This window comes from Tateyamaria sp. (assembly GCF_039945315.1).
Classification (GTDB): domain Bacteria; phylum Pseudomonadota; class Alphaproteobacteria; order Rhodobacterales; family Rhodobacteraceae; genus Tateyamaria.
In genome coordinates this window covers 157,515-183,061 of the sequence record NZ_JBDUXB010000052.1, presented here as the reverse complement: position 1 = coordinate 183,061, position 25,547 = coordinate 157,515, and the positions used below count along the sequence as shown (strand labels likewise).

Below are 25,547 nucleotides of genomic sequence, written 5' to 3'. Positions count from 1 at the left end.
CGCTCAGAGGATCGCCCGCGCGCCAAAGGCTTCAGGAACAGAACTCAAAGAGATACCAAAATGACCGATACTGACAAAACCCAGGACCGCGTTGTCATCTTCGACACCACGCTGCGCGACGGCGAACAATCTCCGGGCGCCACCATGACCCACGCGGAAAAGCTCGAAATCGCAGGGCTGCTGGACGACATGGGCGTCGACATCATCGAGGCTGGATTTCCCATCGCTTCCGAAGGCGACTTCAACGCCGTTACCGAAATTGCCAAAAACGCGCAAAACTCGGTGATTTGCGGCCTTGCCCGCGCGCAGTTTGGCGACATCGACCGCTGTTGGGAGGCCGTAAAGCACGCAAACCAACCGCGCATCCACACCTTCATCGGCACCTCGCCCCTGCACCGCGCCATTCCAAACCTCACCAAGGACGAGATGGCCGAGCGGATTGAAGAGACCGTCACCCACGCCCGCAATCTGTGTGACAACGTGCAGTGGTCACCGATGGACGCGACGCGTACGGAAATCGACTACCTCTACCGCGTCGTAGAAATCGCGATCAAAGCCGGTGCGACAACGATCAACATCCCCGACACCGTCGGCTACACTGCCCCTCGTGAAAGCGCAGACCTGATCTCCAAACTGATCGAAAATGTGCCCGGTGCCGACGAGGTGATCTTTGCCACCCACTGCCACAATGACCTTGGCATGGCGACGGCGAACAGTCTTGCCGCTGTCGAAGCAGGTGCACGTCAGATCGAATGCACGATCAACGGTCTGGGCGAGCGCGCCGGCAATACTGCTCTGGAAGAAGTGGTGATGGCCCTTAAAGTGCGCAACGACATCATGCCGTTCCGCACCGGCATCGATTCAACCAAGATCATGAACATCTCGCGTCGCGTTGCCACGGTCAGCGGCTTCCCGGTGCAGTTCAACAAGGCCATCGTGGGCAAGAACGCCTTTGCACATGAATCCGGCATCCATCAGGACGGCATGCTGAAAAACGCCGAGACGTTCGAAATCATGCGGCCCGAAGACGTGGGGCTGTCGGCGACCAACCTCGTGATGGGTAAACACTCGGGCCGCGCTGCTCTGCGCTCCAAGCTCGAAGAACTCGGCTTTGAACTGGGCGACAACCAACTCAAGGACGTCTTCGTACGATTCAAAGCGCTGGCCGACCGCAAAAAGGAAATCTACGAAGATGACCTGATCGCGCTGATGCGCACCGCTACAGATCCGGAAGAAGACCGGATCAAGCTGGTCTCTATGCGCGTTGTGTGTGGCACCGATGGCCCTCAGCAGGCAGACATGGTGCTCGACATCGATGGGACCGAACACAAAACGACGCAAACCGGAGACGGTCCGGTGGACGCGTCTTTCAACTGCATCAAGGCGCTGGTGGAGCACTCCGCTCGCCTGCAGCTGTATCAGGTGCACGCAGTTACCGAAGGTACAGACGCGCAGGCGACAGTGTCCGTGCGGATGGAAGAAGACGGGCGCATCGTGACCGGCCAATCCGCGGACACAGACACTGTCGTGGCCAGCACGCGGGCCTACATACACGCGCTCAACCGCTTGCTGGTGCGACGTGAGAAAACAGGCTCTGATAAGCGCGAAGTCAGCTACAAAGACGTCAGCTGATTGCGCATCCGGCGCAAACAACCCGCTTAAAGAAGAGCCTGAGATGCCGCATGAATGTGCGGCATCTCTTTTGTTGTTCGCCAGTTTCACCCATAAGCAACCCACCAAACCAAAAACAGGATAGTGTCATGCGTCTTTTATCTGCTGCAATCGCGGCAACTCTGCTTCTGACGACAGTCGCGTCTGCCCAGACAATCGACAAAATCAAAAACACAGGCGAGCTCGTCATTGGGTTTCGCACAGACGCATCCCCGTTGTCGGTCCTCGGTGACAATGGCCCGCAAGGGTATTCCGTCGAACTTTGCGCGCGTTTGGCCCAGAAAATTGCGGACTCACTCGCCCTTGAGACCATGGACGTGGTCTTCGAACCCGTTACAACTGAAAACCGGTTCGAAAAAGTCGCAAACGGCGAGATTGACTTGCTCTGTGGTGCGGCAACGATCACCCTGTCCCGACGGGCACTCGTCGATTTTTCGACACCCACTTACGTCGATGGCACGACTGTTGCCCTAAAGAAGGGCGGACCGGGCGCATTTGAAGAATTGGCCGGTAAAAAGATTGGTGTCCGAAGCGCCACAACAACGCTTGTAGCCCTCAACACTACATTGGGATCGATGAATATGGATGCAGAAGTCGTCGAATTCGATGATCATGCGGCCGGGATGGCTGCGCTCGATTCCGATGCTATTTCCGCATACTTTGCAGACCAATCCATTCTGATGCAAATGGTGCAGTCCAGCGGCAATGCGGAAGCTTACAATGTCTTCGAGAATCTTCTGACGATTGAAAAACACGGGCTGGCCATGCGCCGCGGGGATTCTGATTTCAGACTGGTTGTTGATACAGGTCTGTCAGCCTTGTTCGCAGAAGGGGGTGTTTCTGACGCTTTTGGCAACAGCATAGGCGCAACTCCAGGTTTTGCGCTTGAAGCGATGTACCTTTTGTCTCCGACGTTACCCTAAACAGGCACAGTTTTGAGATCACTGGCCCGGGCATTTGTGCCCGGGCCCGCTGCGCTGGTACCGACGAACCTTAGTCCGTAAACGGTGGGCGGTATCGACTCCTAAGCGCTCCAAAATCACGGCATTGAACGAGCGCCCGTTTTGGTGGCGTCTGCCCACGTGGTCGCGTACTTGAGCACCGCTGAAACCATGACGGCACAACCTAAAATTACCCCTTACATGGTCGCAACGCATTGAAACTTTAGTCAAATTTCATTGACTCAGGTGGAAACGTAACTCAAGGTTGAAATATTAGCGTCCAATTTATTGAGATTCCGTCATGCCGATCATACGCATCCGCGCCGCAACCGCAGCCCTTTTTCTTGCTTGTATAATCGCAGGCACCGCTACGATATCCACCGCTCAAAACATACCGTCTGGCGCATGCGTGGTGCCGGGTGGGTGGTGTTGGCCCCTTGTCCCCGCGCCATCTGGTTCGCCCTGTGAATGCCGAACACAACGTGGGACGTTCTCAGGTGTCATTCAGTAATAGTCTTTGAAGAGGTCACATTATGGATCAGAAACAACGACTTACCACACTGGTTTACGAAGCTTCTAATCTACGCGACTACTTGATGCATGTGCAGGGCGAAGACAGTGGTGACCTCGCACAAGCCCTCAGCTTATTTGATCGCTCTGATGACTTTTCCGCCATCGCAGACGCTGATGTCCTAGCATTGCGCGATGCGTTTCAAACGGCATATGATCGACTGTGCCTGCGCATAGATACCTACACGATTGGCGAAGTGCTGCATGGAAAGTCGCCCGTGGGACGCGGAACTCCGATCCTGACCAGCCTGCTGCTTTGCCTCGCAGGGTTTCTGTTGGTCGCCGCGGTGTTCAACTTCACCTATTGGGCAAACCGGGCCTCCGTGGCTGTAGCCGAAGCGCAGGAGTTTTTGGAGTTTGATCATTCCAGCGAAATCGCGCGACTGGTCGAAATGAAGATCCTCTTTGACAAAGTGGCGTCGGATGTCGGCACCGACAATTTGGAACCGCAACTGATGTATCTCGAAGGGATTTCGACCCTGCAACAGCACTATTCGCGCGAAACAGAGTTGATGTCGCGTATGCATGGCCTGTGGGACGAAGCCCGCGTGTACCGCGCACCGGGTGAGTTCCTGACAAACTGGGTCTGCTCTAAGGCAGGAGATTCGGGTGTGCTCAATGTCGCAATCGACTCCGTTTTCGGGTGCCCGGAGAAAGCCGTCATACAACAACCATCAAATGAAGAAGCACAGGTCTCAAATGCTGAGGGCACGCAGCTTTCTAGGAGTGAAAACTCCCAGGCGCCCACTACAGACGTCGATCAACTGACTGGCGATGAACTTACTCAACTTGCCCGAAGCGAAGGCACACAAGGCTGGGACCTCGGAGGCGTAGTCGGGATGGTCGACACTCAGGAAACCTTCGACGCAATCCTGACACCCAGCGTGTTCGATAAACGCTTTACCGCTGTCAAAAATGCGCAGTTTGAAACAATGGAACGCGCCAATCGTCGCGCGGTCAGCTTTTATCAAGACACGCTCGATGCCGTGAGCGTCCGCATTAAGGATCTGCGGGAGTGGCTTAACACGATCCACCTTTGGGCCTTGCCGATCCTCTATGGCATGCTGGGGTCTGTTGTTTACTGTATGTGGCGCGTGCTGAACCCCAGTGTTGCCCCGCTTGGCTTTTTCTATTCATTTATGCGCACAATTTTTGCCGGTCTTGCGGCGATGACGTTGTCGATGTTGCTTGTCCCATCCAATATCCTGACTGCCGGCGTGGAACTGAACAGGCCATTGATCTATCTACTTAGTTTCGTTTTCGGCTACTCGGTCGAGGTGTTCATCAATACGCTAAACCTGTTCAATACCTACTTCCTTGCCAACCTGACGGTACGTCCACGCAAGGACGCAAAATAACTGTTCAGATGTTCTTGGCGAATAACCCGATGATATGGCGAACGTTCTTGCACTTTGATCGGCGCGATAGCGCTTGTTATGTGCTGAAAACGGCCTTTAACCCGGTTAAACCCCTCCCTATAAGACCACGAATTGCACGCACCCCCGAGTCGGGGTGCCCATAAGCATTCGAGGTGCGCAGCAGATGTCGATATTCGGAAATCTTGGTGGCTTGTTCTCGTCAGACATGGCGATTGATCTCGGCACTGCGAACACTCTGGTCTACGTCAAAGGCAAGGGTGTCGTGCTGTCAGAACCATCTGTTGTGGCCTATCACATCAAGGACGGTGTGAAAAAAGTCCTCGCCGTGGGCGAAGATGCCAAGCTGATGCTCGGCCGCACACCCGGCAGTATCGAAGCGATCAGGCCCATGCGTGAAGGCGTTATCGCCGACTTCGACACTGCCGAAGAAATGATCAAACATTTCATCCGCAAGGTTCATAAGCGCAGCACGTTTTCCAAGCCCAAGATCATCGTCTGTGTGCCGCACGGCGCCACACCCGTTGAAAAACGCGCCATTCGGCAATCCGTTCTGTCCGCAGGGGCGCGTCGTGCGGGTCTGATTGCAGAACCTATCGCTGCGGCGATTGGGGCCGGAATGCCTATCACCGACCCCACCGGCAACATGGTTGTGGATATTGGCGGCGGGACAACCGAGGTGGCCGTTCTGTCCCTTGGCGACATCGTTTATGCCCGGTCTGTGCGAGTCGGTGGCGACCGAATGGACGAGGCAATCATTTCCTACCTGCGCCGCCAGCAAAATTTGCTGGTCGGTGAGACAACGGCCGAGCGGATTAAGACTTCTATCGGCACGGCCCGCATGCCCGACGATGGGCGTGGCACCTCGATGCAGATCCGAGGCCGTGACCTGCTGAATGGTGTGCCCAAAGAGATCGAAGTTACACAGGCCCAGATCGCCGAAGCGCTCGCCGAGCCGGTTCAACAGATTTGCGAAGCAGTCATGACCGCTCTTGAAACCACGCCGCCTGATCTGGCCGCTGATATCGTGGACCGGGGTGTTATGCTCACGGGAGGTGGCGCGCTATTGGGCGATCTTGATCTGGCCTTGCGCGAACAGACCGGGCTGGCCGTATCCATCGCTGACGAAAGTTTGAACTGCGTGGCCTTGGGCACCGGCAAGGCGTTGGAGTATGAAACCCAATTGCGTCACGCCATCGACTACGACAGCTAAACTGACAGGCTGACGCCAACAAACAGTTTTCTTGCCCCAAAGGGGCAAATAGCAGACCATCAGACCAATCTCCCAACCGAGGTGAGGTATCTTGGCCAAGGACAGCACAAATGTGGACTATGCCGGCCCGCTGCGGCGGCTGGTTTTGGCTGTTCTGGTTCTGATCTTGACCGGTATTTTCCTGCTTTGGCGGATCGACAGCCCGAGGGTCGAACGGTTCCGCGCCCAAGTCACCGACCAGATCGTGCCCAACCTTGACTGGGCGATGGCCCCCGTGACCGGCACAATCAACCTTGCTCGCGATTTCCAAAGTTACCGCCGCATTGTGGAACAAAATTCGGAACTGCGCCGTGAGTTGCGCCAAATGCAGTCCTGGAAAGAAGCTGCGCTCCAACTGGAACAGGAAAACGCGCGGCTGCTTGACCTGAACAACGTGCGCCTCGACCCGCGCCTGACATACATCACCGGCGTGGTGCTGGCGGATTCAGGGTCTCCCTTCCGCCAATCTGTCCTGCTGAACGTGGGCGCCCGTGATGGCATCGTTGAAGGCTGGGCGACCATGGACGGCATCGGACTGGTTGGACGTATCTCCGGCGTGGCGCAGAATACCAGTCGCGTGATCATGGTCACCGACGCTTCCAGCCGCATTCCGGCCGTTATCCAACCGTCCGGCCAGCGCGCGATTGTGGCAGGCGACAACTCGGCCGCACCGCCCATCGACTTTCTGGAAAACCCCGACCTCGTACGCCCCGGCGACCGAGTGGTGACCAGCGGAGATGGCGGTGTTTTTCCTGCTGGACTGCTCATGGGTCAGGTCGCAGCTGATCCGGGCGGGCGACTGCGCGTGCGGTTGGCTGCAGATTACGAACGGCTCGAATTCCTGCGCGTGTTGCGCCACTACGGCAATGAACCCGTATCCGATACGACGGACGTTCTGGAGGGCAGCGCAACTCCACAAGAAACGCCCGAGGAACTGACGGAGGTGACCGAATGAACGAACAGATTTCCTCTCGCCTTTGGACCATGCGCCTAAGCTTCGGACTGCTGGTACTGGCCATCCTGTTCCTGCACCTGTTGCCTTTGCAAACTGCCGCTGGAGGCCTGATCTGGCCAAATTTTGTGCTGTGTTTCGGGTTGGCATGGTCCGTGCGCCGCCCTGAATATGTGCCCGCCGTCCTTCTGGCAGTGGTGTTTTTGATGGCCGACCTGCTGCTCCAACGCCCACCGGGGCTGTGGGCTGTGCTAGCTTTGATCGCGTGCGAAAAAATGAAGTCGCAGTCGCGCAGCCTGCGGGATGCGTCACTTGCCAGCGAATTTGCGTCCGTCGCTGTCTGGATCATTGGGATCGGGATCGCCTATCAACTCATTCTGGCATTGATGCTGGTTGAACGTGCGCCGCTTGTCCCTGCTCTGATCCAGATCGTCGTCACGGTTCTGGCCTATCCGCTGGTCGTTGCGATCACCCATGGTCTCTTGGGCGTACGTAAGGCAGCCCCGAACGAGATGGGCAGCAAGGGGGTGCGCTCGTGAAACGACCCCGCGTTGATATCGAAGCAAACCACCGTCTGATCACGCGGCGGGCGGCGATCCTTGGTGGAGTACAACTGGCCTTTGTCGGCGCGCTGGCCGCGCGCATGCAGTTTCTGCAGGTCGATCAGGCCGACCAGTTCCGCCTGTTGGCCGAAGAAAACCGGATCAACATGCGCATCATACCACCGTCACGCGGTGAAGTGTTTGACCGCAATGGCGTGCCGCTGGCGCGCAACGCGCCCAGCTACCGCATTGTGGTAGTGCGGGAGGATGCAGGAGACGTGGCCGAGGTGCTAGAACGGCTGGGAAAAGTGGTTGAGTTGGACCCCGAAGAGGTCGACCGCGCCATGGCCGAGATGAAGCGTTCCGCGCCATTTCTGCCGATCACGGTCGCGGACGAGGTCACATGGGAAGACCTCAGCCGCGTCAGCGTCAACGCCCCCGCCCTGCCCGGTATCACACCCGAGGTTGGCCTCAGCCGCGTCTATCCCTTTGGCTCTGACTATGCCCATGTGCTGGGCTACGTAGGCCCGGTCAGCGACTATGATTTGGAACGGCTGGATGATCCTGACCAACTGCTGCGCATCCCACGGTTCCAGATCGGCAAAGTTGGGGTCGAAGCCAAAGCAGAAGACCTGCTGCGCGGCAAAGGCGGTGCCAAACGGGTCGAGGTGAACGCGACGGGCCGTGTAATGCGTGAGTTGGATCGCCGCGAAGGCACGGCAGGATCTGATCTGCAACTGACCATCGACTCCAAACTGCAAAGCTATGTGCAAGCACGCCTGAACGGGGAAAGCGCAAGCACCGTCGTGATGGACTGCACCAATGGCGATCTGCTCGCCATCTCATCTGCGCCCACATACGATCCCAACCTTTTCGTGCGCGGGATTTCGACCCGTGACTATACCTCACTGACCGAAAACAAATACAGACCGCTGGCCTCTAAAACTGTGCAGGGCATCTACCCGCCCGGCTCGACCTTCAAGATGATCACGGCCATGGCCGCACTCGAAGAGGGAATGATCGGGCCGGACGACACCGTCTATTGCCCCGGCCACCTTGAAGTATCAGGGCGCCGTTTTCACTGCTGGAAACGCGCGGGGCACGGCTCGGTAAATTTGCAAAACTCGCTGAAACAGTCATGTGACGTCTATTACTACGATCTCGCCGTAAAGGTCGGGATCGAAAAGATTTCGGCCATGGCCAACCGCTTTGGCCTTGGCATCCGCCACGATGTGCCAATGTCCGCAGTGGCAGCAGGTCTGACACCGACCAAGGACTGGAAATTGCGCACCCACGGGGATGACTGGCGCGTCGGCGATACGGTCAACGCCTCTATCGGGCAGGGATACATGTTGGCCTCTCCTCTGCAACTGGCGGTGATGGCTGCGCGGCTGGCCAGCGGGAACGAGGTCAAACCAAGGCTGATCAAATCGGTAGACGGAATCGAACAGCCCGAACTTGGCGGCGAAAGCCTTGGCTTGAACGAAAACAACCTGCGCAAGATGCGGCGGGCGATGTTTGATACGGTTAACGACCGGCGCGGCACAGCCTATGGCAGCCGGATCATTGACGATGCCATGCGCATGGCGGGTAAGACGGGCACATCACAAGTGCGCAACATCACCGCGGCGGAACGCGCGCGCGGTGTCACCCGCAACGCAGATCTACCTTGGGAACGGCGCGACCACGCACTGTTCGTCAACTACGCACCCTATGACAATCCGAAATACGCCGTGGCCGTGGTCGTCGAACATGGCGGCGGCGGGTCACGGGCCGCAGCCCCGATCGCGCGCGATGTGACCTTGCAGGCGCTGGCAGGCGGCGATCCTCCGCTTGAGGCCTACCCAACCAAGGACCGCGAGCGCATCCGTGAACAACAAGAGACGTTACGTGCCATTCAACCGCTGGCGAACATCACCGGCAAGGATCAGGCATGAGTTATCTTGAGTATAATGCCAAATACGTCCCCACCGGGCCGCGCAAGATCCTGTACCTGAACTGGCCGCTTGCGTTGCTGCTGGCTGCGGTGGCCGGTGTCGGTTTCCTGATGCTGTATTCGGTGGCTGGTGGCTCATACACGCCATGGGCAGAGCCGCAGATGAAACGCTTTGCAGTCGGTTTTGTGTTGATGATCATGGTGGCGATGGTGCCTGCATGGTTCTGGCGCAACATGGCGTCCGTGGCCTACCTCGGTTCACTCATGCTCCTCTTGGCTGTCGAATTCTTTGGCTCGGTCGGTATGGGCGCACAGCGCTGGATTGATCTGGGGTTTATCCGGCTGCAACCATCTGAATTGATGAAGGTCACGTTGGTCCTGATGCTGGCCGCCTACTATGACTGGCTGCCGTCAACCAAAAAATCGCGACCCATCTGGGTACTTCTACCCGTCATCCTAATCCTGGTCCCGACAGCGATGGTGCTGCGCCAACCCGATCTTGGCACATCAATCCTGTTGATGGCCGCAGGCGGCGGGTTGATGTTCCTGGCCGGTGTCCATTGGGCCTATTTCGCAGCCGTGATTGCAGCAGGTGTGGGCCTGATCACCACCGTGCTGCAATCGCGCGGCACGCCGTGGCAGTTGCTTCAGGATTACCAGTTCCGGCGAATCGACACCTTCCTTGACCCAAGCTCTGACCCGCTCGGCGCGGGCTATCACATCACACAATCCAAGATCGCATTGGGATCCGGCGGATGGACGGGGCGTGGGTTCATGCAAGGCACCCAGTCCCGGCTGAATTTCCTGCCCGAGAAACACACCGACTTCATCTTTACGACGCTTGCCGAAGAGTTCGGCTTTGTAGGTGCGTTCTCCCTGCTCGCCCTCTACGCACTCATCATCCTGTTCTGCGTGGTCTCGGCGCTAGCGAATAAGGATAGGTTTTCGTCACTGCTGACGCTCGGCATCGCGCTCAACTTCTTCCTCTTTTTTGCGGTCAACATGTCGATGGTCATGGGCCTTGCGCCCGTGGTTGGCGTCCCCTTGCCACTGGTCAGCTATGGTGGATCAGCCATGCTGGTCCTGATGCTTGCCTTTGGTCTGGCCCAAAGCGCACATGTCCACCGCCCCCGCTAAAGGAACTGCCATGGCCCTCTTTCACCTTGCTTTCAACGTCGCTGACCTAGACGATACACGCGCGTTTTATGGCGATCTGCTGGGCTGTGCCGAGGGGCGCAGCACGGACACTTGGGTCGACTTTGACTTTTTTGGGCATCAACTGTCCTGCCATTTGGGCACACCCTTTGCTTCGGCCCCCACAGGCAAAGTGGGCGAGCACGACGTGCCTATGCCCCACTTTGGCGCTGTCCTGCCGATGTCGGACTGGCGCGCGCTTGCCGACAGGCTGACTGCAAAAGGTGTCGACTTTATCCTCGCACCGCAAATCCGCTTCGAAGGGGAACCGGGTGAACAAAGCACCATGTTCTTCACCGATCCTGCAGGCAACCCGATCGAGATCAAGGGTATGGCGAGCCTCGACGCCGCCTTTGCCACATGAGCGTCAACGTCCTGTTTGCTGCGCAGATTGAGCAATGGCCTGTCTATGAAGCACCACTGCGCAACGAGATCGCTGCAGTTGGGATAAACGCGCACCTCGCCACCGATATCCCAGCCGACGAGGTCGACTACATCGTCTACGCACCGAATTCCGACCTTCCGGACTTTGCGCCTTATACCCGCGCCAAAGCCGTGCTGAATCTCTGGGCCGGGGTCGAGGCCATCGTCGGAAACCCCACACTTCACTTGCCTCTGGCGCGCATGGTCGACCCGGCCCTGACCCAAGGCATGATCGAGTGGGTCACAGGGCATATCCTGCGCCTGCATCTGGGGATGGACGCTCATATCACAGTGGCCCCCGGCACATGGGAGCCTGTGCCCCCGCCTTTGGCATTTGATACCCGTGTGACCATTCTGGGCTTGGGCGAGCTGGGGGCGGCCTGCGCCACTGCCCTCGCCAACTTCGGTTTTAACGTTGCAGGGTGGAGTCGGACACCCAAAGAAATCGACGGCATCACCTGTTTTTCCGGCCCGGACGGGCTTGACGCTGCCTTGGAACGATCAGATTTCTGCGTTCTACTGCTGCCCAGCACGGCCCAGACCGAAAATACACTGAATGCCCGCACCCTTGCGCTGATGCCCAAAGGCGCGTGTATCCTGAACCCCGGGCGCGGGCCATTGATCGACGATGACGCCCTGCTCGCAGCACTCGCTACAGACCAGATTGGGCACGCCACTCTGGATGTGTTCCGGATCGAACCGCTGCCAAAGGACCACCCCTTCTGGGCCCATCCAAAGGTGACCGTCACACCCCATGTCGCGGCAGAAACCCGCGCCGCCTACTCCGCCAAAACCATCGCCGAAAATATCCGGCGCGGAGAGGCGGGCGAACCCTTCCTGCACCTCGTGGACAGACGCGCTGGGTACTGACGCCCCCCAACTTCTCTGATTCAAAAAAATCCTGGGGAGTCCGAAGGACGGGGCAAAGCCCCTAAAAAATGTCGTGGTGCAGCCTCATCAAGATCACGCAGCAAGCCCACGCCCTTTGAGCAGCGCTTCAACGTCAGGCAGCCGCCCGCGAAACGCCTTGTACAACTCCCCCGCATCCACAGACCCGCCCGTGCTGAGGATATGCGCCTCAAGCGCCTGCGCCTGCTCGGCATCAAACGGCCCACCCGCCTCTTCAAAGGCGGCAAAGGCGTCGGCATCCATCACTTCGGACCACATGTAGCTGTAATACCCCGAAGAATAGCCATCGCCCGCGAACACATGAGCAAAATGCGGGGTCGCATGGCGCATCGAAATTGCGGCAGGCATACCCAGATCAGCTAGAACTTCAGCTTGCTTGGCCATCGGATCAGCAGGCGCGGCACCGTCGTGAAACGCCAGATCAACCATCGCCGATGCAACATATTCCACAGTTTGGAAACCCATGTCATAGGTCGCAGCGGCCAGGACATTTTCCAAGAGCGCCGCAGGCATCGCCTCGCCTGTCTCGGCGTGTACCGCGTATTCCTTCAGCACCTCTGGAACTTCCAGCCAGTGTTCATAAAGTTGGCTGGGCAGCTCCACAAAGTCCCGGGCCACAGAGGTGCCAGAGATCGACTCGTAAGTCACATCCGACAACATCTGATGAAGGGCGTGGCCAAACTCGTGAAACAACGTGCGCGCATCATCATAGGACAACAGCGCGGGGTCACCTTTGGCAAAATTGCAGACGTTGATCACCACCGGGGCCTGTACCTCCGGGTACTTGGCCTGCGCACGCATGGCCGAGCACCACGCACCTGAACGCTTTGATCCACGCGCAAAGTAGTCCCCAATAAATACGGCCACATGGGCGCCACGACGGGTGACTTCCCATGCGCGACAGTCAGAATGATAAAGCGGGATATCCAGCGGGCGAAACTCCAGCCCAAACAATCGGTTCGCACAGGCGAAAGACGCCTCGATAATACGTTCCAGCTGGAAATACGGTTTGACCTCTGCCTCATCCAGATCATGCATTTCCTTGCGGCGACGCTCCGAATAGAACCGCCAGTCCCAAGGGGCCAAGGGGCCGTTTACACCGTCCTCAATCATCATCTGTTCCAGCGCTTGCGCGTCTGCATTGGCTTGCGCACGTGCAGGCTTCCACACATCCATCAACAGATCACGGACAGCCTCGGGTGTCTTGGCCATCTCGGTTTCCAACTTGTAAGCCGCAAAGCTTTCGTAACCGAGCAGCTTGGCCCGCTCTTCACGCAAAGCCAGTATCTCAGCAGCAATGGCGCGGTTGTCGGTCTCGCCGCCATTGGCCCCGCGCGCTGTCCACGCTTTGTACGCAACCTCGCGCAGATCACGGCGGGTCGAAAACTGCAAAAACGGCACGATAAGCGAGCGCGACAGCGTCACAACCGGGCCATCTGTCCCCTTTTCCTCACCAGCGGCGCGGGCCGTGTTCACCACAAATTCGGGCAGGCCCGCCAGATCGTCTTCACCCAGTTCCATGAACCAGTCGCGCTCATCTGCCAGAAGGTTCTGCGTAAAGGACGTGCCAAGTTCAGCCAGCCGCCCTTTGATGACCTTCATGCGTGCTTCTTCGGCACCTTCAAGTGCGGCACCCGACCGGACAAAGCCGCGATGGGTCAGCATCAAAACACGCGCCTGCTCGTCCGTCAGCTCCAGATGATCACGCGCAGCGTAGACATCGGCCACGCGGGCAAACAACGCCTTGTTCCCCGAAATCTCCGCAAAATGCGCCGCCAGTTTAGGGGAGAAATCACGCTGCAACGCCTCTCGGGCCGGATTGCTGTCGGCCCCGGCCACAGTGTAAAATGTGCCCAGAACCTTATCCAGATCACGTCCAACCGCCTCCAACGCCTCGATCGTATTGGCAAAGGTCGCAGGCGTTTCGGCCCCCGCAATCGCATCGATCTCAGCGCGGTGACGCGCAAGCGCGATGTCCAAAGCTGGCGCAAAATCTTCGTCCGAAATGGCGTCAAAGGGAGCGATCTGGAACGGTGTGTTCCAGTCCTGCAATAGCACGTTGGTCATGTGGGCAATCTCCTTTGTGCTCTATGTAGGGCGCGGCTCACCCCGCCGCTACCGCCGATCCACAGGTTGTGCAGTCCGGGCGTCGTTTGAGCGAAATCTTTCGGCTTTCGCCATAAAGCGCATCATAAATGACCATCTCGCCGCGCAGGGCCGTGCCGGCACCGGTGATGATCTTGACCGCTTCCACGGCCATCATGGACCCGACAACGCCCGGCAGCGGGCCAATCACGCCTGCTTCTGCACAGGACGGCGCCAATTCCGCCGCTGGAGCCTGAGGAAAGACACAAGCGTAACAGGGCGCGTCATTGGCTGGATCAAAGACACTCACCTGCCCCTCCCACTGCGTCAACGCACCCGAGATCAGCGGAATCCCTGCACGTACAGCAGCGGCATTCACCAGATAGCGCGTGTCGAAATTATCTGTCCCGTCGATCACTAGATCGTAGTCGCCAAGCAATTCATCCACGATTTCTGTGTTCAGGCGGCGATGATAGGGCCGCACAGTCACAAATGGGTTCTGCGCTTCCATTGCGGCTTGTGCCGAAAACACCTTGGGCTTCCCGATTTGGGCATCACGGTGGATGACCTGCCGCTGCAGGTTGGTGTTCTCGACCACATCATCATCAATCACACCGATGGTGCCCACACCGGTACCCGCCAGATATTGCAGCACGGGCGACCCGAGGCCCCCTGCACCAACGACAAGAATGCGGGCATCTTTCAGTGCCTTCTGACCAGCCCCACCAACTTCACGCAACACGATATGGCGAGCATAGCGGTTCAGTTCCGTGTCGGAAAACGGGCCCGATTGCGCAGGCACGGCCTTGGCCGCTTCTTGCTGCGCGCGCCCCCTCAGGTGACGCAATACTGTGCGATATCCAAGCACAAGGGCCGCAAATCCACCAAGGATCAGCCAGAAGGCGGGGCTTTCCCCGGTGGCGAGCCGGACTGGGTGATCATCTGGCAGGGCGACCTGTAGGGCCAGCACAAACACATAGAGCAGGCCAATCATGGTCCACCGGGCGCGATGAGGCACTTTCATAAGGGCGCCAAAACCCCAAAGTATGGCCGCAAGCGCAAAGACCAAAACCATCAGCCGCGCCCCGTCGATCCAAAGCCGCCAACACCACGGGTGGTCTCATCTAGTGTGTCGGTCTCCTCAAAGGCGGCCTGCACCACGGGGGCCAGCACCATCTGAGCAATGCGCATCCCATTTTTTATCTCAAACGCAGTATCCGAGGTGTTAAGCACGATCACGCCAACCTGACCACGGTAATCACTGTCGATGGTGCCCGGGCTGTTCACCAAAGCGATCCCCTGTTTCAAAGCAAGACCAGAGCGCGGGCGAATTTGCACCTCGAAACCGAACGGCACAGCCATGGCAAGGCCCGTGGGGATCAACGCGCGGGCACCCGGTAACAGCGTAACAGCCTTACCATCCGCCAAATTCGCACGAATATCGGCCCCGGCAGCGCCGGGAGTTTCATAGGCAGGCAATGGGATCGACCGATCCGATCCCTCAACCCTCATCAATTTCAAGGACACGCTGTTCATCTTCATCTCGTCAATTAAACCCAAATCCCACGCTGACCAGAGACGATCAGGTCAGGGCATCTGATATACGCGCCGCCAATTGTGTGGCCACATCCGTTTTGGACATGCTTGGCCAGGGATCCGCCCCATGATCCGTAATCAGAATGACGGCGTTTTCGGTGCCACCCATGATACCAGTTTCGGGGGAGACGTCGTTGGCTACGATCCAGTCGCACTCTTTTCTCGCCCGTTTTGCCGTGGCGTGAGCTACAACGTCATCAGTTTCAGCAGCAAAACCAACAACAAGGCCCGGTCGTCCTTGGTCCATTTGTGCGACCTCAGCCAGAATGTCGGGGTTCTCAGTGAACTGTAATTTGGGCATGTCGCCCGCGACCTTTTTGAGCTTCTGCGCGCTGGCACCCTCCACCCGCCAATCGGCAACAGCGGCGGCAAAGACAGCCGCATCAACAGGCAGGGCAGCGTTCACCGCGCCTTTCATTTCCTGCGCTGTTTGCACGGCCACTACTTCGACACCAATAGGCGGGGGCACGACAGCCGGACCTGTCACAAAGACCACATGCGCCCCCAAATCCGCCAGTGCCTGACCCAAAGCGGCTCCTTGAGCCCCTGAAGACCGGTTGGCAATGTAGCGGACTGGATCAATCGGCTCATGCGTTGGCCCCGACGTCACCAACACGCGCTTGCCCGAAAGCGGGCGGAGTCCAAAATACGCCTCGACAGCCGCTACAATTTCCATCGGTTCGGACATCCGCCCGGGCCCGTGTTCTCCACACGCCATGTCACCTTTATTCGGTCCCACGACACTTACGCCGTCGCTCTTTATCTGCGCCAGATTGCGTTGAGTGGCAGGGTGATCCCACATGCGCACATTCATCGCCGGGGCCACCATCACGGAGGTGTCCGTGGCTAAAAGCAGGGTCGAAGCCAAATCATCCGCCCGCCCGTGCGCCATCTTGGCCATGATGTCTGCAGTGGCCGGAGCCACAAGGATCAGATCGGCAGATCGAGACAGCTGAATGTGCCCCATCTCAGCCTCATCTGTCAGATTGAATAGATCGCGATACACCTTTTCACCGGCCAGAGCCGACACCGACAGCGGTGTCACAAACTGTTCCGCCGCGCGGGTCAGCACTGGGGTGACAGCGGCACCCCGTTCGCGCAGACGGCGGATGAGGTCGAGCCCTTTATAGGCCGCGATGCCTCCAGTCAGGATCAGCAATATGCGTTTGTCTTGCAGCATGGGCTGTCACTCCGGCGGGGTTTAAACGTGGGTGACCATAGGCCGAGGCTGCGCCAAGAGCCAGCCCGGGTATAAGCAGGTCAGTTCAGGTTTATGACTTGAAGGCTAAGCACGGATCCTCACGCTCGATGCTGTCCGTATATTCGACAACATCGAAGGTGCCAGTAGGGGCAACGCCAGCTTCGCCCTGACCAAGGGCGGTGATGGACACTTCCGGAGCGGAGCGTTTGAGGTAGACCGGCATTCCCCAATCAGTGCGTGCATGTCCGTTGCCTGTGATCACGATCACGGGCCCGCCCGTCAGCTCAAATACCTTGAGGGCAATCTTGGCCAATTGCGCGTCGCGCAGACGCTGGATGTCGACCATCGCGGGCAGGATGTCTTCGGGTAAAGCGTCGCAATGAGCAGTCATTTGCAGAGCTTCGCGCGCCTCTTGCTCTGTGGACTCCAACGGAGTGGTCAATCCGTAGGCCTCAGCGCCGCTCCCAAACGCGGACGCCAGCCCATCCGTCATCGCCTGACGCGCCGCTGTGCGAGGCACCGCTGCGCCAAACACCTGCGCATCAGGGGCTGCGGCAAAAATCGGGTGGTACATTTCGAAATCTGGCCAACCGGAAATATCCCACTCAAAGGCTGCCGCCAGAGTGGCCACGTCCGCACCCGGGATATAGGCCAGTGCCTGCGTTTCGGTCAGCATCTCGAACACGAGGGCTGCGGGCTCCACCTCGGCCACGATCTCAGCCTGTCTCGCGTGGTGATGCGGGTTGTCATGGGCCTCGCCCAAAACGACAATATCCGCAGAAAAAGGGCCCGCCAAAACCGGCAGGCCCCATGATATCAACAGGAGGGTAACAAGGCTTCTCATACGAGGAAGTGGTGGACCTCACGGCTTTGATTCTCAAGCGCTTTGCGCATCTTGCCAAATGCGGCGGCCTCGAGCTGACGCACCCGTTCCTTGGACAAGTTCAACTCATCACCAAGGCTTTCCAAAGTGCGGGGCTGATCGCGCAACTTGCGTTCGCGGACGATAAACCGCTCGCGTTCATTGAGCGAGTTGAGCGCTGACAAAAGCCACTCGCGCAGCTGTTCTGTGTCGTGGCGATGTTCCACAGTCTCTTCAGCTTGGGCGCTTTCATCGACGAGTGCATCAATCCACTCGCGCCCCTCATCTTCCACGGATTGGGTCGCGTTCAGAGAATAGTCGGACCCGGACAAGCGCCCTTCCATCATCTCAACGTCGTGCAGTGGCACCCCAATCTCGGTCGAGATCATCTGACGCATCTGATGCTTGTCGAGCACTTCACCCGCCGCCGCACTTTCACGCTCAAGGCGGGCTTGCACCCGACGCATGTTGAAGAACAGAGATTTTTGCGAAGATGTTGACCCAGTGCGCACCATCGACCAGTTGCGCATCACATAGTCTTGGATAGACGCCTTGATCCACCAGACAGCGTATGTGGAAAAACGAACCCCACGGTCAGGATCAAACTTGTCAGCCGCTTTCATCAGCCCCAGACCTGCTTCCTGAATCAGGTCGTTCATGGGCGCACCATAGCGTTTAAACTTGGACGCCATGGAAATGGCGAGGCGCATGTAGGCTGTAATCAGGCGATGCAGTGCGGCCTCGTCCCGGTCATCCCGCCAGGCGTATGCAAGGCGCAATTCGGTCTCGGCATCCAGTAATTCGGCTTTCATTGCCGTCCGCGACAGAGAAAACTCTCGGGCGTTATCCAATGGCATTCATTCATCCCCCTGTGGATGTTATGCTTGTTTTGCGCACTTGAGATGTTTACGGACGGAACCGCGCATTGGTTCACTCACGAGGTCAAAAATGTTGCCTTCCCTGACCTTCGTCCTTGGCGGTGCAGCCTCTGGAAAATCCCGAACGGCTGAAAACATATTGGTTAACAGCGGGTTAAAACTTGTGTACCTCGCCACAGCACGGATTTGGGATTCCGAGATTCAGGACAAAGTTGATCTGCATCGCGCCCGCCGTGGGCCGGAATGGACCACCATCAATGCGCCTGTTGATCTGGGAACACCTTTGGATCAGACCACTCCGGATCAGGCAATCCTATTGGATTGTGCGACCATGTGGCTGACAAACATCATGTTGGATGAACACGATCTGGAGGCGGAACAGGGTGCGCTGCTCGCAGCACTCGCCCGATGCCGCGCGCCGGTTGTGATCGTGTCAAACGAAGTGGGTCAGGGGATTGTGCCTGAAAACGTACTGGCCCGGCGATTCCGCGAGGCGCAAGGACGGCTTAACATCTCGCTGGCGCAACAGGCCGATCACGTCCTGCACGTGGTGGCGGGCCTGCCGCGCAGCCTCAAGGACACCCGTACATGACCACTTGGCACTGGGTGCGCCATGGCCCGACCCATCAAAAGACCTTTACCGGCTGGCGCGACGTGCCCGCCGACCTGTCTGATCATGCCGCACTGGACCGGCTCAATGCACACTTGCCCGATGACGCCCTCGTAATCTCTTCCGACCTGACCCGCTGTGTCGACACCGCCGACGCCATCCAAGGCCTCCGCACTCGCCTGCCCCACGATCCATCCTTACGTGAATTCCACTTTGGCACATGGGACGGGGTCGGCTTTGACACCGCGTCGGACTGGCACCCGGATCTGTCCCGCGCCTATTGGGAAGAGCCCGGACATCACACGCCCCCGGGAGGAGAAAGCTGGAACATCTCCGCCGCGCGCGTGGCTGCCGTCGTGAGCCGGATAAATGCTAAACACCCGGACTCACATATCATCGCAGTTGCTCATTTCGGGGTGATACTAACGCAGGTACAGGCCGTTTTGGGCGTTTCAGCGACCGCGGTACTCGCCCACAAGATCGATAACCTGTCGGTCACAACACTTCACCCGAGCTCAGGCCAAGCGACGCATATCAATCACCTTCCGTGATGGCAGGGGCCACAAATCTGCGTTGGCTTTTTGGCCGTCGCCTCGCCTAGCGTGCCTTTTATGACATATGACCTCTATATCGGCGATCGTACTTTCTCGAGCTGGTCCTTGCGCGGCTGGCTGATGATGGAAAAATTCAACCTCCCTTACCGTTCACATCTTGTCGGTCTCTATGGTGGAACCATGGCAGCGGAGATGGCACATCTGAGCCCCGTGCGGCTTGTTCCGGCGATGAAGCGTCCGGATGGGACGGTTGTCGGAGAAAGCCTCGCCATGGCTGAAACACTCGCCGAGGATAACCCAGATGCTGGCATGTGGCCGGCAGACAGTGCGGCACGGGCCACGGCGCGGATGCTGTGCGCCGAAATGGTCGGCGGTTTCAGCGCGCTGCGCGGCGAATGCGCGATGCAGTTGCAACACGTCAACGTTGGCTACGTCCCGTCCAAGGCAGTGCTGCGCGACATTGCCCGCGTCGAAACTCTGTGGGCGCATGCCCGAAAATTCAAAACGGAAGGTCCATGGCTGTTCGGTGCTTATAGCATCGCGGATGCGTTCTATGCGCCGGTCTGCGCCCGCATTGTTGGCTATGACCTCCCAGTCAGTGACGCCTCGCGTGCATATTGCGAAACGACTATCCAAGACCCTGCGTTCAAGGCATGGCGAACCGAAGGCCTCAAGGTCATCTATGACCCGTTCCCGTACGACATGGGCCTGCCAACAGCGGAATGGCCCGTCGCCTAGTCAGCCAAGGAATCTCTGACGGGATTCACGTGCGATGTTGTAGCGCAATTCGAGGCGGGCGAATTCGGCCATCGCTTTCTTTCGCTCTTCCGGATCAGTCAGTGAGGCCAAAAGCGCCTTGTGCGCATCCAACTCTTTCTTGATCTGGATTTCTTCGGGAACCACACCCGCCTGCGCCATCATACGAAACCCCACGGCTTCACCGACATCGACAAAGGTCTCCTCGGGACGTTCGGGCAGGGGCTGCCCCTCACCCTGCAATCCCTCCAGCTGGCCACGCAAACGGGCCTTCTGGATCTGACGTTCAATCAATTTCTGCAGGCTGGCGAGCATGCAATATGCTACCAGCTTGGTTGCAGAACGTCCAACTTCCCAGTGTTAACCAATCATAAACCACCCGCCGCTAGCCATTAACCATATCTGGTGAAGGTGAGATCATGGTGACACGGGCCTATACAGTGGCGTTTCAGGGGGTCGAAGCGCGCGAAGTCGAAGTGCAATGCGCTATGACACCCGGATTGCCGGGGTTCTCTATTGTCGGGCTACCGGACAAGGCCGTGTCAGAAGCACGCGAACGGGTGCGGGCCGCACTCACGGCGATGTCCATTGCCCTGCCCTCCAAGCGGATCACGATCAACCTGTCCCCTGCCGATCTGCCCAAGGAAGGGTCGCACTTTGATCTGCCCATCGCACTCGCCCTCCTTGCCGGCCTGGGCATCCTGCCTGCAGATGCGATCGAGGGGACCGTCGCCTTGGGCGAGTTATCCCTTGATGGCAACCTGATCCCGGTCTTGGGGGCACTGCCAGCAGCGATGGCAGCCGCCGAACAGGATCGCGGTCTGCTTTGTCCAGCCGGGTCCGGATCTGAGGCGGCGTGGGTCGATGCAACTCGCGTCACTGCGGCCAAGACGCTGGGCGACGTCGTGCGCCACTACACCGGCCAAGTCCCCCTTGAACCCGCCAAGGCCGGACAAATCGCCAGCGACGCGGGCCTGCCTGATCTGGCGGACGTGAAAGGACAGGAACGGGCCAAACGTGCGCTCGAAGTGGCTGCCGCCGGACGGCACCACCTGTTGATGGTCGGCACACCCGGCTCGGGGAAGTCGATGCTGGCAGCGCGGCTGCCCGGTATCTTGCCGCCACTGTCGGCGATGGAGGCTCTGGAAACGTCCATGATCCACTCGCTCGCCGGGCTGCTCGATGCAGGTGGAATTTCGATGGACCGTCCGTTCCGCGAACCCCACCACACCGCGTCGATGGCAGCGATCATCGGCGGCGGTCGCGGGGCCAAACCGGGCGAGGTTTCTCTGGCCCACAACGGCGTGCTGTTCATGGACGAATTCCCCGAGTTCCCACGCACCGTGCTGGAAACCCTGCGCCAACCGATTGAGACGGGCGAGGTCATGATCGCGCGGGCCAACAACCATGTGAAATATCCCTGCCGGTTCATGCTGGTGGCGGCCGCGAACCCTTGCAAATGCGGCTACCTTTCTGAACCGACGCGGGCCTGTGGTCGGGCGCCGCTGTGTGGGGACGATTACATGGGGCGCATCTCAGGCCCGCTGATGGACCGGTTCGATCTGTGCGTGGATGTGCCGCCGGTCAGCTTCAGCGATCTTGATCTGCCCAGCAACGGGGACAGCTCGGCAGCAGTGGCCGCACGGGTGGAAGAGGCGCGCGAGCTGCAACAGACCCGGTTTACGGATACGTCATATCGCTGCAACGCAGACCTCAGTGGCGCAGCACTGGACGAATTGGCGGCGCCAGATGCCGAAGGGCGTACGTTGTTAGCGCGCGTAGCTGACAGGTTTGGGCTTTCTGCACGCGGATATCACCGGGTATTGCGCGTGGCACGGACCATCGCCGACCTCGACAGCAGCGGTGACGTGCGCAAACCCCATGTGGCCGAAGCGGTCAGCTATCGCGTCGGAGCGCTCGTCTCAGTCTGAGTTGTGATCCAAGCGGCCAGCTGATCAAGCGTTGCATTGGCCTCAGGTATTAGGTTGTGAAATATGGGCCATACATGGGGCAAGTCCTGCTCAACGGTCAGGTCAACTTTGACGCGTTGGGCCTTTAACCGTTCGGCCAAACGCACGGAGTCATCCAACAGGATTTCCGTGTCGCCCACTGTCAACCACACCGGTGGCGCGCCCGTGAAATCTGCAAACAACGGGCTTGCGCGTGGATCTTCTGCGGCATGGCCATTTAGGTAATTCTGAGCAGCCTTTTTCAGACGCGAGGTGGGCAAAATCACGTCCCGCGCCGCGTTGGCCCGAATGCTGTCTCCGGAAGAAGACAGGTCAAGCAGCGGAGACAGGGCAAACACACCTGCAGGTAGCGGATCGCCTCCAGCGCAGAGATCAGCAAGCAACGCAAAGGCCAGATTGCCGCCCGCGCTGTCACCTCCGACAATCAGTTCAGCGGGATTAACCCCAGTGGCCAAAAGTGCGCGATAGGCGGCGAGGCAATGATCAGGTGCCGCGGGAAACGGTTGCTCGGGCGCCAAAGGGTAACGCGGCAACACAGCCCGCGCGCCCACTCGCTTGGCAAGACTCGACAGCATTGCCGCATGCGTCGACGGACTGCCAAACACATGCGCTCCGCCATGAATGTAAAACAGCGTGCGCCCGAAATTGGTCTCACGCGGCGTAATATGAAGCGCAGGTGCGCCTGCCAGATCGTGCCAAGCGCGGTTCACCCCAAGAGGGGAATGAAAGAAGAGCCGGGACTTGATTTCCAGAATGCGGCGCAGCGCCGCCGGGTTGCTGGCCCGTGTCAGAAACGGTTTTTCGGTCAGACGCAGATAGGGGTTGAGAATGCGCGAACGCAGACTCACACGAATTTGCTCTCAATGGCGACCCAAATCTTTTCGGCGATGTTCACACCGTCAAAACGCTCAAGTTCTTGAATGCCAGTGGGCGAGGTAACGTTGATTTCGGTCAGATAATCGCCAATCACATCAATACCGACAAAGACCTGACCCCGTTCCTTGAGCAACGGGCCGATACGCGCGCAGATTTCCAGATCCCGTTCACTCAAACCAATCTTCTCCGGACGGCCACCCACATGCATGTTCGACCGGGTTTCTCCTGCCGCAGGTACACGATTGATGGCTCCGACAGGCACTCCATCGACCAAAATCACCCGCTTGTCACCATTGCTAACATCGGGAAGGAACTTCTGAACGATCAGCGGTTCCCGGCTGAAACCGGTGAACAGCTCGTGCAGCGACGATAAATTGCGGTCATTGGCATCCAGACGGAACACACCAGCACCCCCATTGCCATAAAGAGGCTTGAGGATCACATCCCCGTGCTCCGCCTTAAACGCCTTTATGGTGTCGAGATCGCGGGCAATGGTGGTCGGCGGCGTGAGATCAGGAAAGTCGAGGACGAGCAGCTTTTCCGGGAAATTACGCACCCAGAAAGGATCGTTCACAACCAACGCATCCCCCTTCAAACGATCCAGCAGGTGGGTCGAGGTAATGTAGTGCATGTCAAAGGGCGGGTCCTGGCGCAGCCAGACAACATCAAAGTCGGCCAGATCAACCTCTCGCATCTCGGACAGTTGCGCATGATCACCCTGCACCCGCTGCACGGTGAAATCCTGACCACGAGCCGTTATCCGGCCAGTCTGGTACGCAAGTTGGTCCGGAGAATAGAAGAACAACTCATGCCCGCGGGCCTGAGCCTCTTCGGCCAGCCGAAAACTGCTGTCCGCATTGATATCCACGTCCCCAATCGGGTCCATTTGAAAGGCAATCTTCATGGCACATCTCCGGCATGTTGCGCGCCTTTGATGGCGCAGCCAGACGAGAGGCGCAATGAAAATGGACTGTGCGCAGACGCACGCAGATCACCCATCGGGTGCTATCAAATCAGACCCAACCGCAAAAAGCGTTCTCAAGCACGCAAACCTGTCCATGTTGATCCATCAAGGCAACATCAAACCGGATGTCTGTCAAACTGCCTTTCTGGCGCGTGCCAACATACTCTTCGGCGGTTGCGAACAGGCGGCGGACTTGCCGTCGTGTGATATGAGACATGGCTGTTTCAATGCTATCGCTCGCCTTAACCTCGACCATGACGACGCCGTCACCATCGGCAAAGATCAGATCAATCTCACCTCGCTTGCCGCGCCAGCGCTTCTCCAGCAGGACATAGGCTCGCGCACGGTATGCGGCAGCCACACGATCTTCTGCAGCCAGCCCCGCCAGATAGGAAATGCGTCCACGGCTTTCGCGTGCCGACACAACAGCATCGCTGGCCTCAAAGCCACTCGGTACAGGCAGGTATGCCATTGCGTCATCCTCTGATCGAGCACATCAGTCGCGCGAAATGGACAGGGCGCGCTGATAAACTTGCCGTTTGGGTACATCCAATGTCTCGGCCACAAACGCCGCCGCATCCTTAACGGACATATCCTTCAGTGCCGACTTTAACGCCGATTCGATGTCTATTTCCCTAACATCCACCCGATCCGCACGCCCCACTAGGACGACGATCTCGCCTTTCACACTGGCCGAGGCATAGTATTCCGCCAGTTCTGCCAACGTACCGTCCCGTTTTTCCTCGAATTTCTTGGTCAGTTCGCGACACACCACACATGCGCGGTCGGCGCCCAAAACGTCCGCTGCGTCAGCCAGCATAGCACCCAGACGTTTGGGTGATTCATACATCACCAGCGTGGCCTTAACCCCCGCCAATTCCGCGAATGCCGCCTTTCTCCCACTCCGACTAGCAGGCAAAAACCCTGCAAAATGAAAGGCATCTGTGGGCAGCCCCCCTACAACAAGTGCAGTGAGCACTGCCGACGGTCCCGGCGCGCAGGTGACCGATACCCCAGCAGCACGCGCCGCGCGCGCCAGTTCAAAACCCGGATCAGCAATCAACGGCATACCCGCTTCGGAGGCATAGGCCACGCTTTCACCGACCGCGGCCCGCGCCACCAGTCGTCCCACGACCCCCTCTTTGGAATGCTCATGCAGCGCTTCAACCCTGCGCCCGGCCAAAGGAACGCCGTGGATATCCATCAGTTTCCTCAAAGACCGCGTGTCTTCGGCAACCAGCACATCGGCACTCGCCAAGACATCCAGCGCCCTGAGCGTGATGTCGCGCGCCGTTCCGATGGGAACGCCGACAAACCACACTCCGCCGCTCAGAACGACCTTATTATGATTCAAAGCTGGACCCGCCTCTGTGTACGTTTATGATCTGCCTTAAACGGGACGGAGCAGGACGCGCACCGCCCGCGACAG

The 25,547-nt window shown here is 58.5% G+C and carries 25 protein-coding genes; 14 read left to right on the top strand and 11 right to left on the bottom strand.

All coding sequences use genetic code 11. The features are described from left to right. The first annotated feature begins 60 nt into the window (after window positions 1–60). The 10 genes from ABJD00_RS16975 to ABJD00_RS16930 all read left to right on the top strand — a co-directional run bounded on the left by ABJD00_RS16975 (window position 61) and on the right by ABJD00_RS16930 (window position 11,727). Window positions 61–1,632: a 2-isopropylmalate synthase gene (locus ABJD00_RS16975; RefSeq protein ID WP_413832821.1), complete on the top strand. Its 1,572-nt coding sequence runs from the start codon at window positions 61–63 to the stop codon at window positions 1,630–1,632. A gap of 128 nt (window positions 1,633–1,760) precedes the next feature. Beyond that, window positions 1,761–2,594: an amino acid ABC transporter substrate-binding protein gene (locus ABJD00_RS16970; RefSeq protein ID WP_413832819.1), complete on the top strand. Its 834-nt coding sequence runs from the start codon at window positions 1,761–1,763 to the stop codon at window positions 2,592–2,594. Window positions 2,595–3,145: 551 nt separating this feature from the next. Further along, on the top strand, window positions 3,146–4,540 hold the full coding sequence (locus ABJD00_RS16965; RefSeq protein WP_413832817.1) for a hypothetical protein: 1,395 nt from the start codon (window positions 3,146–3,148) through the stop codon (window positions 4,538–4,540). Window positions 4,541–4,724: 184 nt separating this feature from the next. Next, window positions 4,725–5,771 carry a rod shape-determining protein gene (locus ABJD00_RS16960; RefSeq protein WP_299727363.1) on the top strand — a complete coding sequence of 349 codons (1,047 nt, stop codon included), beginning with the start codon at window positions 4,725–4,727 and terminating at the stop codon, window positions 5,769–5,771. Between the two features lie 91 nt (window positions 5,772–5,862). Then, on the top strand, window positions 5,863–6,765 hold the full coding sequence (gene mreC / locus ABJD00_RS16955; protein WP_413832814.1) for a rod shape-determining protein MreC: 903 nt from the start codon (window positions 5,863–5,865) through the stop codon (window positions 6,763–6,765). After that, the gene (locus ABJD00_RS16950) at window positions 6,762–7,301 is read left to right on the top strand and encodes a rod shape-determining protein MreD (RefSeq protein ID WP_413832812.1); all 540 of its coding nucleotides are present in this window, start codon (window positions 6,762–6,764) and stop codon (window positions 7,299–7,301) included. Before mreC ends, ABJD00_RS16950 begins: the two co-directional genes overlap by 4 nt. Continuing rightward, window positions 7,298–9,241, top strand: a complete 1,944-nt coding sequence (gene mrdA, locus ABJD00_RS16945) for a penicillin-binding protein 2 (protein WP_413832810.1) — start codon at window positions 7,298–7,300, stop codon at window positions 9,239–9,241. Before ABJD00_RS16950 ends, mrdA begins: the two co-directional genes overlap by 4 nt. Continuing rightward, the gene (gene rodA, locus ABJD00_RS16940) at window positions 9,238–10,377 is read left to right on the top strand and encodes a rod shape-determining protein RodA (RefSeq protein WP_413832808.1); all 1,140 of its coding nucleotides are present in this window, start codon (window positions 9,238–9,240) and stop codon (window positions 10,375–10,377) included. Before mrdA ends, rodA begins: the two co-directional genes overlap by 4 nt. A 10-nt stretch (window positions 10,378–10,387) precedes the next feature. Beyond that, window positions 10,388–10,798 (top strand): VOC family protein, encoded by a 411-nt coding sequence (locus tag ABJD00_RS16935; protein ID WP_413832806.1) that lies wholly within the window; start codon window positions 10,388–10,390, stop codon window positions 10,796–10,798. Then, the gene (locus ABJD00_RS16930) at window positions 10,795–11,727 is read left to right on the top strand and encodes a 2-hydroxyacid dehydrogenase (RefSeq protein WP_413832804.1); all 933 of its coding nucleotides are present in this window, start codon (window positions 10,795–10,797) and stop codon (window positions 11,725–11,727) included. Before ABJD00_RS16935 ends, ABJD00_RS16930 begins: the two co-directional genes overlap by 4 nt. 93 nt (window positions 11,728–11,820) lie before the next feature. Here ABJD00_RS16930 and ABJD00_RS16925 read toward each other — a convergent pair whose 3' ends face one another. The 6 genes from ABJD00_RS16925 to ABJD00_RS16900 form a co-directional block, all read right to left on the bottom strand. After that, window positions 11,821–13,833: a M3 family metallopeptidase gene (locus ABJD00_RS16925; RefSeq protein WP_413832802.1), complete on the bottom strand. Its 2,013-nt coding sequence runs from the start codon at window positions 13,831–13,833 to the stop codon at window positions 11,821–11,823. A gap of 37 nt (window positions 13,834–13,870) precedes the next feature. Further along, a complete protein-coding gene (locus ABJD00_RS16920; protein WP_413832800.1) occupies window positions 13,871–14,926 on the bottom strand; it encodes a HesA/MoeB/ThiF family protein in 1,056 nt (351 codons plus the stop codon). Further along, window positions 14,926–15,387 carry a dUTP diphosphatase gene (gene dut / locus ABJD00_RS16915; protein ID WP_413832798.1) on the bottom strand — a complete coding sequence of 154 codons (462 nt, stop codon included), beginning with the start codon at window positions 15,385–15,387 and terminating at the stop codon, window positions 14,926–14,928. Before dut ends, ABJD00_RS16920 begins: the two co-directional genes overlap by 1 nt. Window positions 15,388–15,433: 46 nt before the next feature. Continuing rightward, on the bottom strand, window positions 15,434–16,627 hold the full coding sequence (coaBC, locus tag ABJD00_RS16910; RefSeq protein WP_413832796.1) for a bifunctional phosphopantothenoylcysteine decarboxylase/phosphopantothenate--cysteine ligase CoaBC: 1,194 nt from the start codon (window positions 16,625–16,627) through the stop codon (window positions 15,434–15,436). A 91-nt stretch (window positions 16,628–16,718) separates the two neighbouring features. Beyond that, window positions 16,719–17,492, bottom strand: a complete 774-nt coding sequence (locus ABJD00_RS16905; protein ID WP_413853642.1) for a ChaN family lipoprotein — start codon at window positions 17,490–17,492, stop codon at window positions 16,719–16,721. After that, window positions 17,489–18,367, bottom strand: a complete 879-nt coding sequence (locus ABJD00_RS16900; protein WP_413832792.1) for an RNA polymerase factor sigma-32 — start codon at window positions 18,365–18,367, stop codon at window positions 17,489–17,491. Before ABJD00_RS16900 ends, ABJD00_RS16905 begins: the two co-directional genes overlap by 4 nt. Before the next feature lie 91 nt (window positions 18,368–18,458). On the opposite strand from ABJD00_RS16900, the gene cobU reads away from it, so the two are divergent. Genes cobU through ABJD00_RS16885 form a run of 3 tightly spaced genes read left to right on the top strand, consistent with a single transcriptional unit; the run spans window position 18,459 to window position 20,290 of the window. After that, a complete protein-coding gene (gene cobU, locus ABJD00_RS16895) occupies window positions 18,459–18,980 on the top strand; it encodes a bifunctional adenosylcobinamide kinase/adenosylcobinamide-phosphate guanylyltransferase (RefSeq protein WP_413832790.1) in 522 nt (173 codons plus the stop codon). Continuing rightward, on the top strand, window positions 18,977–19,549 hold the full coding sequence (locus tag ABJD00_RS16890; protein ID WP_413832788.1) for a histidine phosphatase family protein: 573 nt from the start codon (window positions 18,977–18,979) through the stop codon (window positions 19,547–19,549). Before cobU ends, ABJD00_RS16890 begins: the two co-directional genes overlap by 4 nt. 60 nt (window positions 19,550–19,609) lie before the next feature. After that, on the top strand, window positions 19,610–20,290 hold the full coding sequence (locus ABJD00_RS16885) for a glutathione S-transferase (protein WP_413832786.1): 681 nt from the start codon (window positions 19,610–19,612) through the stop codon (window positions 20,288–20,290). On the opposite strand, the gene ABJD00_RS16880 is transcribed toward ABJD00_RS16885, so the two are convergent. Continuing rightward, the gene (locus tag ABJD00_RS16880; protein ID WP_413832784.1) at window positions 20,291–20,623 is read right to left on the bottom strand and encodes a DUF1992 domain-containing protein; all 333 of its coding nucleotides are present in this window, start codon (window positions 20,621–20,623) and stop codon (window positions 20,291–20,293) included. Between the two features lie 104 nt (window positions 20,624–20,727). On the opposite strand from ABJD00_RS16880, the gene ABJD00_RS16875 reads away from it, so the two are divergent. After that, on the top strand, window positions 20,728–22,239 hold the full coding sequence (locus tag ABJD00_RS16875) for a YifB family Mg chelatase-like AAA ATPase (protein ID WP_413832782.1): 1,512 nt from the start codon (window positions 20,728–20,730) through the stop codon (window positions 22,237–22,239). Here ABJD00_RS16875 and ABJD00_RS16870 read toward each other — a convergent pair. The 4 genes from ABJD00_RS16870 to rsmI all read right to left on the bottom strand — a co-directional run bounded on the left by ABJD00_RS16870 (window position 22,209) and on the right by rsmI (window position 25,472). Then, window positions 22,209–23,126, bottom strand: a complete 918-nt coding sequence (locus ABJD00_RS16870) for an alpha/beta hydrolase (protein WP_413832780.1) — start codon at window positions 23,124–23,126, stop codon at window positions 22,209–22,211. The two genes, ABJD00_RS16875 and ABJD00_RS16870, sit on opposite strands and share 31 nt — an antisense overlap. After that, window positions 23,123–24,058: a glutathione synthase gene (gene gshB, locus ABJD00_RS16865; protein ID WP_108838168.1), complete on the bottom strand. Its 936-nt coding sequence runs from the start codon at window positions 24,056–24,058 to the stop codon at window positions 23,123–23,125. Before gshB ends, ABJD00_RS16870 begins: the two co-directional genes overlap by 4 nt. 109 nt (window positions 24,059–24,167) lie before the next feature. Then, window positions 24,168–24,590 carry a YraN family protein gene (locus ABJD00_RS16860; RefSeq protein WP_413832778.1) on the bottom strand — a complete coding sequence of 141 codons (423 nt, stop codon included), beginning with the start codon at window positions 24,588–24,590 and terminating at the stop codon, window positions 24,168–24,170. 24 nt (window positions 24,591–24,614) lie between these two features. Next, on the bottom strand, window positions 24,615–25,472 hold the full coding sequence (gene rsmI / locus ABJD00_RS16855) for a 16S rRNA (cytidine(1402)-2'-O)-methyltransferase (protein ID WP_413832776.1): 858 nt from the start codon (window positions 25,470–25,472) through the stop codon (window positions 24,615–24,617). Window positions 25,473–25,547: the final 75 nt, after the last annotated feature.